Raw genomic sequence first — 11,826 nt, 5'->3', positions numbered from 1 at the left:
CGCGGCGCGCCCGGCCTAAGGCCCCGGGCGCGCCGGAACTATTCCGCAGCAATCGCGGCTGCTTCGCATCCGTCCATCTCGCACTCAGCCGTGGCAAGGCTGCGCTGGCCAAGCAGCACCGTGGCCAGCGCGATCATGCCTGAAGCCACAGAGACCCAGAACCCGTTCTGGGCACCGAACGCATCGACCACCGCGCCGGCCGCGAACGAGCCGAGCGCCATGCCGATGCCGATGCCGGTCATGACCCAGGTAATGCCTTCGGTCAGCATCGCCTCCGGCACATGCCGCTCGATCAGGCCGAAGGCGGTGATGAAGGTCGGCGAGATCGCCACGCCGCTGATGAACACGGTCAGCGCCAGCAGTGGCACGGTGTCGGCGGTGAGCGGCAACAGCGTGCCGAGCGCGACGAGGGCGACCGCGATGGCCAACTGGCGTTGCAGCGGCGCCTTCAGGCTGAGCGCGCCGACGATGATGCCGAGCACGAACGATCCCAGCGCGTAAACGCCGATGACAAGGCTGGCGGCGCCGGGCTGGCCAAGCTCCTTGGTAATCGCCACGGTGCTGACTTCCGTCGTCGCGAAGGTCGCGCCGATGAAGATCAGGGCGAAGGTGATGATCTGAACCGGCCGCAGGCGGATCGCCGAGCCGCTTGAGCCATGGTCCACCGGCCGCACTTGCGGCTCCGTCGAGCGTTGCAGGATGAAGGCCGCTGATCCGAATGCGAGAAATAATGTGCTCACCAGAACGCCGGCTTCCGGGAACAGGGCAGCACTGAGACCGACCGATAGCGATGCCCCGGCGATATAGACCAGTTCATCGGCCGCGGACTCGAAGGCGAATGCGGTGTTCATCTGCGGCCGTCCGCGGAAAATCTCTGTCCAGCGCGCCCGCACCATCGCCGGCATGCTTGGCATGGCCGCGGCCAGTAGGGCCGACACGAACAGCGTCCACACCGGCCAGTCCTGGTTGGCCGCCGCTATCAGGACGGCGAAAGCCAGCACCGCGACGATGGTGGTGGGCACGACGATCCGTGTCTGGCCCAGGCGGTCCACCAGTCTGGATATCTGCGGCGCAACGAAAGCGTTGGCCAGCGCGTATGTTGCCGAGACGGCTCCGGCCAGCCAGTATTCGCCACGCGTCTGCGACAGCATCGCCACGATGCCGATGGGCGCCATGGCGATCGGCAGGCGCGCCATGAATCCGGCGGCCGCAAAGCCCTTGGCTCCGGGGGCACGAAAGATTTCCGAATAGGGATTTTGCATGGGTGGTTCCTCGACAAAGGACGATTCGGCAATTACATACGAAGCGTATGATTGTTAAATAGAGCATACGCCGCGTATGTCAATTGGCATACGTTACGTATGTGAATAGGGCCAGAAGCCATGCACAGACCCCGCAAGGAGATGATCGCCGAGACGCGCGCAAAGCTGATCGCGGCGGCCCGCCATGCCTTCGGCACAACAGGCTATGCGGAAGCCTCGATGGATGATTTCACCGCTTCGGCCGGGCTGACGCGCGGCGCGCTCTATCATCATTTCGGCGACAAGAAGGGGCTGCTGCAGGCGGTCATAGCCCAGATCGACGGCGAGATGGCGGCGCGCATCAATGAGGTCGCATCGAGAGCGCCGACCCGCTGGCAGCATTTCGTCGACGAGTGCTCGACCTATATCGAGATGGCGCTGGAGCCGGAAATCCAGCGCATCATGTTCCGGGATGGCCCGGCCGTGCTGGGGGATCCAGCGCAATGGCCGAATGCCAGTGCGTGCATCGTGTCAATGACCGACCATCTGACCGCGCTGCAGGAGGAGGGGGTCGTTGTCTCGAGCCTCGACCCCGAGACGGCCTCGCGACTGATCAACGGAGCGAGCAGCCAGGCAGCGCAACGGATCGCCAATTCGAGCGACCCCGAAGCGACGTCCAAGAAGGTGGTGACGGCGTTCAAGCAACTGCTCGAAGGCCTGCTCAAGAAGCCGGATCCGCAGTCGAATTGAAGTTCCCACCGGAGCTTCGTGCCGGCAGCTGTTCCCGATAGGAATTTTTTCTTGACGCCTGCCCTCAGCTAAGGTACATATTCGTCCATGGTGCTGATTTGCGCCGGTGACCCGCCGCACAGGCGGGTTTTTCGTTTGATGCTCCGTCAGACAATGCGCCGGCGAAAGGCTGCGAAAGAAAACCGTTGCCCAGAATTCGTCGCCCTGTGGTGCTAGGGCCGGCAATTGACAATCGTCGGGTTGAGTTCATCCTCTTCCACCATCTCTGAGGCGGAGATTCGGGGCACATGTGGGATTTCGAGATCGGCCGGTCGGTGTCCATCATGATGCGGACCTGGCCGTTCATCGTCTTTCGTATGATCGTCTATTTCGGCATCACGCTGGCCTACATCATGGCGACCGGCACCGGTGCCTCGGTCGGCTATGGTGTCGGCCATATCTCCACCGATCCCGACGGGCCCATGTCCTTTGCCCTGTGGGGCGGCGTGGTCGGGTTTGGCATCGTCTCGATCGCGGTCTACTGGATCCGCGAATACATCCTCTATATCGTCAAGGCCGGCCACATCGCCGTCATGGTTCATCTGATCGACGGCCGCGACATTCCCGGCGGTCAGGACCAGATCGCCTACGCCAGGGATGTCGTCACCCAGCGTTTTGCCGAGGCCAATATCCTTTTCGTCGTCGACCAACTCGTCAAGGGTGCCATCCGCGCCATCACCGGCCTGCTCGGCGGTATCGCCGCCTTCCTGCCGATACCGGGCCTGAGCGGCCTGGTCTCCTTCATCAACACGGTGATCCGCCTGTCGCTGACCTATGTCGACGAGATCATCCTCGGCTACAACATCCGCATCAATTCAGCCTCACCCTTCGAGACGGCGCGCCAAGGCGTCGTGCTCTATGCCCAGAACGGCAAGGTCATGGTCAAGAACGCCGTCTGGCTGGCGGTCATCATGTGGGGCGTGTCGTTCGTCATCTTTCTGATGATGCTGGCGCCTGCCGGCGCCATTCTGTTCCTGATGCCCGGCCAGCTCGCCGGCTGGGCCTTCGTGCTCGCCATCGTCTTCGCCTGGGCATTCAAGGCGGCCTTCATCGAGCCTTTCGCCATCGCTTGCCTGATGCAGGTCTATTTCAAGACCATCGCGGGCCAGGTGCCGGATCCGGCCTGGGACGCCCGGTTGGCCGAGGCGTCGTCGAAGTTCAGGGAGCTCAAGGACAAGGCGCTCGCCTCCTTCGGCGGTTCGCGCTGGGGTACGGCCGGCGCCACACCCTGATCGGCCGGGCAGGTGGTGTCTGGTGAGGCAGAAACGGTGTTGAGGCGCGCCACGGTGGACTTCAGCTGTGTCTCGCCTTGCCCGGAAAACGTCTCGCTCATGATCAGTTCCGGCAGCGGCAGCCGCCGTCCCCAACCATGCGTTTCAAGGTCCGGTTTGGAAGCGAACTCGGAAACACGGCCGACGCAGAGATAGGCGATTGGCGTTACGTGATCCGGAATGGCCAACAGCCGCTTCAGCGCCTCAGCCTCGATGATGCTCACCCAGCCGACGCCAACGCCCTCGGCACGCGAGGCCAGCCAGAAATTCTGCACTGCGCAGACGGTGCTGTAGAGATCCATCTCCGGATTGTGCCAGCGTCCCAGCGGCGAACCTTTCGAGCGCTGCCGGTCGCAAGTGATGCAGATGTTGAGCGCGCTTTCGCAGATGCCTTCCAGCTTGAGCTTGCGGTACAGCGCCTGTTTTTCCGCCTCGATCGCCGGCAGTTCCTGCTCGCGCGCGGCCAGGAACAGGTCGCGCACCCTTTCGCGTCGCTCGATGTCACGAATGACAATGAAATTCCATGGCTGCATGAAGCCGACCGATGGCGCGTGATGGGCGGCAAGCAGCAGCCGCGCCAGCACGTCGTCATCGATCGCGGTGGGCAGGAAATGGCTGCGCACGTCGCGCCGCGTGAACATGGCGCGATAGACCGCATCGCGCGCATTCTGGTCAAATCCATCGTCAATGGCAGCGGTCATATGTTCCGGCATCGCTTGTCCCCTTGCGATTGCAGATTCAAAACGGTCAGAGCGTACGTTGTGCGTCCAAATGGACGCACGTCGCTCTGATGTCATCCGCCTGACCATGCGGATGACGATGCCTGCCAGGCCGGTCTTCTGGCTTGGGATCAACCCGCGTCCGGTGCCTTCCCGTCATCGACAGTGGCATTTACCGGCGCGGTCCCCCTCACAGCGTTGGGCACGCCACGGAATTCAACCGTGTTCCCGATTCTCCCGCTTGCGGCGGGCACCAGGCAGTGCCAAGGACTTTACGCCGAAGCGCCGGCGAGGCCAATGCCTGCGGCGACACGAATGGACGCAGGCGCGATTTTCCCCAGTCATCGGCCGGCCGTGCATGGCCTTTGTCGATCCGGGTCACTAGATTAGGACGATGACCACCCGTCTCTACACGCATCCGATCTTCCTCGAGCATCTCACGCCGCCCGGACATCCCGAGCGGCCCGACCGCCTGCGTGCCATCGAGCGCGTGCTCGATGAGGAAGCCTTTGCCGGGCTCGATCGTATCCAGGCGCCGGAAGGCGACGAGGCCACCATCCTCTACGCGCATCCCGCCGATTTCGTCGCCCGCGTGCGCGCCGCCATTCCCGACGAGGGGATTGCCCGCATCGATGCCGACACCACTGCCAGTCCGAAGAGCTGGCAAGCGGCGATCACCGCGATCGGCGCCGCCAACGCCGCCGTCGATGATGTCTTTTCGGGCCGCGCCGACAACGTCTTCGTCGCCGCCCGGCCGCCCGGCCATCATGCCGAAAAGACCACGGCCATGGGCTTCTGCCTGTTCAACACGGCGGCGATCGCGGCGCGTTATGCGCAGAAGAAACACGGTGTCGAGCGCGTTGCCATCGTCGACTGGGACGTGCATCACGGCAATGGCACGCAGGATATTTTCTGGGACGATCCCTCGGTGCTCTATTGCTCGACACACCAGATGCCGCTTTATCCCGGCACCGGAGCGAAGACCGAAACGGGCGCCGGCAACATCGTCAACGCACCGCTGGCGCCGCAGACCGGCAGCGAAGTGTTTCGCGATGCCTTCCTGTCGCGCGTCCTGCCCGCGCTCGACAATTTCGCGCCCGACCTGATCATCATTTCGGCCGGGTTCGACGCGCACCACCGCGATCCGCTGGCCGAGATCAATCTGACCGAGGATGATTTCGATTGGGCGACCGGCCAGTTGATGCAGCGCGCGGCACGCCACAGCGGCAACCGGCTCGTAAGCCTGCTCGAGGGCGGCTACGATCTGCAGGGATTGGCATTTTCGGTCGCCGCCCATGTCGGGCGACTGATGAAAGGATGAATGATGGCTGGTGAGACCAACGAAGACGTCAAGGCGATGAGCTTCGAGCAGGCACTCGATGCGCTGGAGAAGATCGTCGATGATCTGGAGCGTGGCGACGTGCCGCTCGACCAGTCGATCAGGATCTATGAACGTGGCGAGGCGCTGAAGGCGCATTGCGACCGGCTGCTGAAGGCCGCCGAGGACAAGGTCGAGAAGATCAGGCTGTCGCGCGACGGCAAGCCGGTTGGAACGGAGCCCCTCGACGCGGATTGAGGCCGGTCCGAACGATGGCCTCGCCTCACCGGTTTTTGGACATGATCATGATCGAGGCTATAACTCGTTGCGATTGAAACAGCTCAAGGACAAGAGGAGATACGGAAGCGATGTGCAGAAACATCAAGACCCTGTTCAATTTTGATCCGCCGGCAACCAATGACGAGGTGCGCGACGCGGCCCTTCAGTTCGTCCGCAAGCTGAGCGGAACGACGCGACCCTCGAAGCAGAACCAGCACGCCTTCGATCATGCCGTCGACGCCATCGCGGCCTCGGCGCGCGAACTGCTCGATTCCCTGGAAACCCATCAGCATCCGCGCAATCGCGAAGAGGTGGCGGCCAAGCTGCGGGCAAAGGCGGCCATCCGCTTTGCCTGATGCGGCCAGGCGGCCTTCGACCACCGACAAGGAGAGTCCATGAGCTTCTTCCCCGGGAAAGACCCTGAGGTGGGCGATGCGTTCGCCAGCGATCAGATCGAATTGATGGTCATTCCGAACGCCAAGGACATCGGTGGTTTTCAGGTGCGCCGTGCCCTGCCAACGGCAAAAAGGCGGTTGGTCGGTCCGTTCATCTTCTTCGACCGCATGGGTCCCGCGATCCTGCGGGCCGGCCAGGCGCTGGACGTCCGTCCGCATCCGCATATCGGACTGTCGACGGTCACCTATCTGTTCGACGGCAAGATCCGGCACCGCGACTCCCTCGGCACCGAAATGGTCATTCAGCCCGGCGACGTGAATTTGATGACCGCCGGCCGCGGCATCGTCCATTCGGAGCGTACGCCGGAGGAACTGCGTGGCGCGCCGATGTCGGTATCCGGCCTGCAGACATGGCTGGCGCTGCCGGACGACAAGGAAGAGGTGGCTCCTGTGTTCGAGAACACAGGAGCGCTCAGGCTTCCCGAGATTGATGCCGAAGGCGTCAACGGGCGCCTCATCATCGGCGATTTCCAAGGATTACGGTCCCCGGTCAGGGCCGATTCGGAGACGCTCTACGCCGACCTGCGCCTGGCGCCCGGCGCCAGCGTGAAAATCCCTGCCGATGCGGAAGAGCGCGCCATTTACACGCTGGAAGGCGAGGTCTCGATTTCGGGCGATGTGTTCCCAGCCGAACGGCTGCTGGTCTTCCGTCCCGGTGACGAGATCGTCGTGTCGTCGCAGACCGGGGCGCATTTCATGCTGTTCGGCGGCGCCTCTCTTGGTTCGAAGCGTTACATCTGGTGGAATTTCGTCTCGTCGTCGAAAGAGCGTATCGAACAGGCGAAAGAGGAATGGAAGACAGGCCGCTTCGACATCGTTCCAGGAGACGAGGAAGAGTTCATTCCGCTGCCGGAAAGCTGATGCCTGTCGCCCAAAGTGGCCCGGTTTTGGGGAAACGACCTGCATAGAAGCAAAAGACCACAGTCTGATCCGCGTCACTGACACGCATTTACTTTCGCCGGCCGGCGGCCTATTTCGCCCATCAACCGAAAGCCTGAGCACCGTGAACGCAACGCCGCATACGCCGCTTCTCGACAAGGCCCGCATCCCGGCCGACCTGCGCATGCTTGCCGAGAGTGAGCTGCCGCAACTGGCGTCCGAGCTTCGCGCCGAACTGGTCGACGCGGTATCCCGCACGGGTGGTCATCTGGGCGCCGGCCTTGGCGTGGTCGAGCTGACGGTGGCGCTGCACTATGTCTTCAACACCCCGGACGACCGGCTGATCTGGGATGTCGGCCACCAGGCCTATCCGCACAAGATCCTGACCGGCCGCCGCGACCGTATCCGCACGCTGCGCCAGGAAGGCGGCCTATCCGGCTTCACCCGCCGCGCCGAGAGCGAGTACGATCCATTCGGCGCTGCCCACTCCTCGACATCGATATCGGCCGGCCTCGGCATGGCCGCGGCCCGCGATCTCTCCGGCGGCCGCAACAATGTCATCGCCGTCATCGGCGACGGCGCCATGTCTGCCGGCATGGCCTACGAGGCGATGAACAATGCCGGCGCGCTCGATGCACGGCTGATCGTCATTCTCAACGACAACGACATGTCGATCGCGCCGCCAACCGGCGCCATGAGCGCCTATCTGGCGCGGCTGGCCTCCGGCAAGGCCTATATCGGCCTGCGCGATTTCGGCAAAAAACTGACGTCTTATCTCGGCAAGCGTGCGGATCGTGCGATCACAAGGGCGGTCGAGCATGCACGCGGCTACGTCACCGGCGGCACGCTGTTCGAGGAACTCGGCTTCTATCACATCGGCCCGATCGACGGCCACAATCTGGAGCATCTGATCCCGGTCCTGAAAAATGTCCGAGACAATGGCGAAGGCCCGGTGCTCATCCATGTCGTCACCCAGAAGGGCAAGGGCTATGCGCCGGCGGAAGCCGCCGCCGACAAATATCACGGCGTCAACAAGTTCGACGTCATCACCGGCGCGCAGGCCAAGGCGCCGGCCAACGCACCGGCCTACACCAAGGTGTTCGCCGAAAGCCTGGTCCAGGAGGGCCGCGAGGACGACCGCATCGTCGCCGTCACCGCAGCCATGCCGAGCGGTACCGGCCTCGACCTGTTCGGCGAAGCGTTCCCGTCGAGGACCTTCGATGTCGGCATCGCCGAACAGCACGCGGTCACCTTCGCCGCCGGCCTCGCCACCGAAGGCTACAAGCCGTTCGCGGCCATCTATTCCACCTTCCTGCAGCGCGCCTACGACCAGGTCGTCCACGACGTCGCCATCCAGAAATTACCGGTGCGCTTTCCCATCGACCGCGCCGGCTTCGTCGGCGCCGATGGCGCCACCCATTGCGGCGCCTTCGACACCACCTTCCTGGCGACACTGCCGGGCTTCGTGGTGATGGCGGCGGCCGACGAGGCGGAGCTGCGCCACATGGTACGCACCGCGGCAAGCTATGATGACGGCCCGATCGCCTTTCGCTATCCGCGCGGCAATGGCGTTGGCGTCGACATGCCGGAGCGTGGCTCCGTGCTCGAAATCGGCAAGGGCCGCATCGTCAGGGAGGGCACCAAGGTAGCATTGCTGTCCTTCGGCACACGGCTGCAGGATTGCCTGATCGCCGCCGAGGAGCTAGGGGCTGCCGGGCTTTCCACCACGGTCGCCGACGCCCGTTTCGCCAAGCCGCTCGACGAGGATCTGATCCGGCGGCTGGCCCGCTCGCATGAGGTTCTGGTGACGGTGGAGGAGGGCGCCGTCGGCGGCTTCGCCAGCCATGTGCTGCAGTTCCTCGCCCATGAAGGCCTGCTGGAAAGCGGCCTGAAGGTGCGCCCGCTGGTGCTGCCCGACGTGTTTACCGACCACGCCAAGCCGGAAAAGATGTATGCCGATGCCGGGCTCGATGCTGCCGGCATCGTGCGCACCGTGTTCGTCGCGCTCGGGCATACGGTTCGCGCCCAGCGCGCCTGAATCAAAGTCTCAGTGACTTGAATCAGTTTGCCGGCCAACGTTCTTAACGCGTTGTTTACGCTGCCGTTTGGCGCTTTGCTTACCGTGTCTCTTGGCCGTTTTTCAACGGCGCCCTGCTAGATCGTGATCAGGCAGGGAGACAGCAACAATGAAAACGCTTCTGTGGGGCGCAGCGCTTTGCGGCGTCGTCGTCGCGCCGGCCACAGCCGAAACGCGCTATGATCGCAGCCTCGAAAAGGCGGCCATGGGCATCGTCGCCGGCAAGATGGGCGACATCCGCGGCGGCTTTTCCTTCAAGCAGGTGCCGCAACTGGTGGTTCTGCCGGCCCCCGTTCCCGCACCTGCGGTTGCCATCGAGCCTTCACGCGAGCAAGCGTCGGGAGGGCGTGCGGATGGGTTGTCTCCGGCCGTCGAGCGCCCGGTTTCGCGAAGCGTATTCTGAGCTAGAGACCAGCAAGCCCTGATCGGGATTGCCCGATCGTTTCATCGTGCTTTGCCGCTGTGCGGGTGATCTAAAGGCGTCGGCACTGCTACTCCGCCGCCACCAGCTCCGCTTGTTGCGCCGGTTTCTCGGGGCGCCAGGATTGCGCCGCGTGGCGGGCGCGGTCTGCCAGGGCGGCAAGGCGTCCGCGCAGGTTTCGTCCACCCACCACTGACGACAAGATCACCGAATGCGTCGCAAAGCGGCGCTTGAAATCCTCGCCGCCGCAGAGAAAATCGATCGTGGTCAAGCCCCTGTCGAACGACCACTGGATGTAATCCATCATCAAGACCATGCCCGGCGAGGCCCGTTCGAAGGCCGGATCATAGGTGGTGACGAAAGCCATCATCGTTCCATGCTGCTCGAAATTGATCGATATGGCGATGATCTCGTCTTCGCGTTCGAGCACGAAAATGCGCAGCAACCCAAGCCCGGCCAGAACCGAGATCAGTGCCGGCAGCGCGGGGGAACCTTCGTCGAACAGGTCCGAGACGCGGCCGTGTTTTGCGAGCCATAGCCGTTTCAGCGCGGCGACGCGTTCCAGCACCGGCTCGCGGGCTTCGTGCGCATCCATCAGGCGGAAACGCAGCGCGCCGCCTTCCTCCATGAATTTGTAACCACGGCGATAGTTTTGCCGGGTTTTCTTCGACTGGCTTTCAAACCATTGTGCGCCGCGTTGTCCGGCGCTGGAAACTCGGTAGCTGACCTCGCTGCGGTGGCTCGGCTGCAAAATGCTGCCCTGGCCTGGGGCGGCGGGACCAAGCAGGGTCCGGAATCGAGCATCGGGCAACAGCCGATTGAGATACGCAAGATCGAAGCCGCCATCGTCGAGGATATGTTGCCAGAGTTGCGGCAGGATCTGTGGCTCTGCATCGGGAGCAAGCAGGACATCTCCATAGTCGCAGTGATCCTTCGCCGCCCATTCCAGCATACGGATGCCCGAGCGCCAGAAGGTCGCGAGCGCAATGACCGCCTCGAGGCGCTCGCCGCTCCAGACCAGGCCGATCCTGAGGCCGCGGCGGTCCTGATGCGGTGTGGTGTGCCACCAGGCCGATATCCAGTCGGGATGCTGGAAAACGAGGCCGCCGGCGCGTTGCCAGAGCGCTGCCCAGGCGGGCGCGATTTCTGCCAGTCGCTCTGGCGAGGTTGCAATTTCGATCCGGTGCGCTTGCTGCATCCGGAACACGGCCGGTCCGTTCATGGCTTGCCCCCCTGCGGCGATTGCTGTGGCTCGGGCTTGTCGGCGCGGAAATGTCTGGCGATCTGCCGCCACATCCGCTGCAGCGGCATGACATAGAGGCCTGCGAGCGACTGGTAGTCGCGCACGTTGCGTTCGATCAAACCGAATTTGAAGTCCTCGTCGGGTCTCGGAACGCACAGAGTTCCGAAGAGCCGATCCCAAAACGAGAAGAGCAGCCCGAAGTTCTTGTCGTAATGGCGCGGGTCGGTGCTGTGGTGCAACTGATGCCAGTGTGGGCACAGGATCAGATTGTTCAACGGCCCAAACGAGATCTTGAAATGCGTGTGCCTGACGAAATCCATCATCAGGATGTTGCGTATGATGTAGACGTTGACGCCGAAGACCGTCAGTTCAACCAGGTTCAGCGACACCAGCGACCAGATGCCGAAGCAGATGCCGGGAATGACGCCGTCCCAGGCCCGGTTCATCAATTCGTCGAGCGGGTGGACGCGATCCTTGGTGATGCCGACCATCACCTCGGCCGAATGGTGCACCTTGTGCAGTTCCCAGAGCACCGGGTAGCGGTGCTGGGCGACATGATAGAGATAGTACGAAATGTCGTAGGCAAGCAGCATGGTGAGGGTGAAGATCGTCACCGTCACAGGCCCCGCCGGCCCCTCGATCAGAGGCGGCTGGATTGCCAGCAGCGTGGAGAGCAACCAGTTCGTCGCATAGCCGACGGCGCTGACGAAGACGACGCCGGCGGGCAGCATGAGGAATGGCATCAGCGCCTTCCGCGTCACCCAGAACAAAAGGTCGGCTTTCGCCGAAGGATGCGTGATGACCTCATGCGGGACCGCGAACTCGAAGAACTCTTTCCAGCTCTTTTTCTCGACCGTGCGCCAATAGGCGACCAGGGCACTGGCCAAAGCAGTCAGCAACAGAAGTCCGGTCGCCAGCAGGCCGGCGCCGGAAATCCGGTCAAGAACCTTGTAGACGATGTCGCTGGCCATTTCCAAAGTTGCCGCCTCTCCATCCGGGTTTTCCGGTCGTCGCGGTCATAACATTGAAGTCCTCAAGCAAATGCGATGAAAATTGGTTAAGAAATCATGAGGCTTTCTAGATTGTTGGTATTTACCCGCAGGCGGTGAGACCTCATGCTTCGGCGGTCATCCG

At 63.0% G+C, this 11,826-nt stretch carries 11 protein-coding genes, 1 pseudogene and 1 riboswitch; of the genes and pseudogenes, 8 read left to right on the top strand and 4 right to left on the bottom strand.

Annotated elements, in window-relative coordinates:
- Window positions 1-38 precede the first annotated feature (38 nt).
- Entirely contained in the window at window positions 39-1,262 is a 1,224-nt protein-coding gene (locus tag LB519_RS30195) for an MFS transporter (protein ID WP_224621858.1), read from the bottom strand.
- 120 nt (window positions 1,263-1,382) lie between these two features.
- Between LB519_RS30195 and LB519_RS30190 the strand changes: the two genes are divergently transcribed.
- Window positions 1,383-1,991 carry a TetR/AcrR family transcriptional regulator gene (locus LB519_RS30190; protein ID WP_064995135.1) on the top strand — a complete coding sequence of 203 codons (609 nt, stop codon included), beginning with the start codon at window positions 1,383-1,385 and terminating at the stop codon, window positions 1,989-1,991.
- A gap of 287 nt (window positions 1,992-2,278) precedes the next feature.
- Entirely contained in the window at window positions 2,279-3,262 is a 984-nt protein-coding gene (locus LB519_RS30185; RefSeq protein WP_063167669.1) for a hypothetical protein, read from the top strand.
- 122 nt (window positions 3,263-3,384) lie between these two features.
- Here LB519_RS30185 and bluB read toward each other — a convergent pair.
- Window positions 3,385-4,002: pseudogene (gene bluB / locus LB519_RS30180) on the bottom strand (5,6-dimethylbenzimidazole synthase); the annotation flags it as partial.
- A gap of 110 nt (window positions 4,003-4,112) precedes the next feature.
- Window positions 4,113-4,293: riboswitch (cobalamin riboswitch) on the bottom strand.
- 121 nt (window positions 4,294-4,414) lie between these two features.
- Between bluB and LB519_RS30175 the strand changes: the two are divergent.
- From LB519_RS30175 to LB519_RS30150, 6 genes are all read left to right on the top strand, one after another.
- Entirely contained in the window at window positions 4,415-5,341 is a 927-nt protein-coding gene (locus LB519_RS30175) for a histone deacetylase family protein (RefSeq protein ID WP_063167671.1), read from the top strand.
- 3 nt (window positions 5,342-5,344) lie between these two features.
- A complete protein-coding gene (locus tag LB519_RS30170) occupies window positions 5,345-5,596 on the top strand; it encodes an exodeoxyribonuclease VII small subunit (RefSeq protein WP_013532792.1) in 252 nt (83 codons plus the stop codon).
- 110 nt (window positions 5,597-5,706) lie between these two features.
- Complete coding sequence (locus LB519_RS30165; RefSeq protein WP_013532791.1) at window positions 5,707-5,973, top strand: DUF2277 domain-containing protein; 267 nt, start codon at window positions 5,707-5,709, stop codon at window positions 5,971-5,973.
- A 39-nt stretch (window positions 5,974-6,012) separates the two neighbouring features.
- A complete protein-coding gene (locus LB519_RS30160; protein ID WP_063167672.1) occupies window positions 6,013-6,933 on the top strand; it encodes a pirin family protein in 921 nt (306 codons plus the stop codon).
- A gap of 142 nt (window positions 6,934-7,075) precedes the next feature.
- Window positions 7,076-8,989: a 1-deoxy-D-xylulose-5-phosphate synthase gene (gene dxs / locus LB519_RS30155; protein ID WP_024503605.1), complete on the top strand. Its 1,914-nt coding sequence runs from the start codon at window positions 7,076-7,078 to the stop codon at window positions 8,987-8,989.
- 148 nt (window positions 8,990-9,137) lie between these two features.
- Window positions 9,138-9,431 (top strand): hypothetical protein, encoded by a 294-nt coding sequence (locus LB519_RS30150; RefSeq protein ID WP_027164153.1) that lies wholly within the window; start codon window positions 9,138-9,140, stop codon window positions 9,429-9,431.
- A gap of 88 nt (window positions 9,432-9,519) precedes the next feature.
- On the opposite strand, the gene LB519_RS30145 is transcribed toward LB519_RS30150, so the two are convergent.
- A complete protein-coding gene (locus LB519_RS30145) occupies window positions 9,520-10,671 on the bottom strand; it encodes a GNAT family N-acetyltransferase (protein ID WP_013532787.1) in 1,152 nt (383 codons plus the stop codon).
- The gene (locus tag LB519_RS30140) at window positions 10,668-11,663 is read right to left on the bottom strand and encodes a sterol desaturase family protein (RefSeq protein WP_032809851.1); all 996 of its coding nucleotides are present in this window, start codon (window positions 11,661-11,663) and stop codon (window positions 10,668-10,670) included. The genes LB519_RS30145 and LB519_RS30140 overlap by 4 nt, the downstream gene beginning before the upstream one ends.
- Window positions 11,664-11,826: the final 163 nt, after the last annotated feature.

It is taken from the genome of Mesorhizobium sp. AD1-1, from assembly GCF_020164655.1.
In the GTDB taxonomy this organism is placed as follows: Bacteria; Pseudomonadota; Alphaproteobacteria; order Rhizobiales; family Rhizobiaceae; genus Mesorhizobium; species Mesorhizobium ciceri.
The sequence above is the reverse complement of the archived record's forward strand: the minus strand, read 5'-3'. Positions and strand labels throughout refer to the sequence as shown.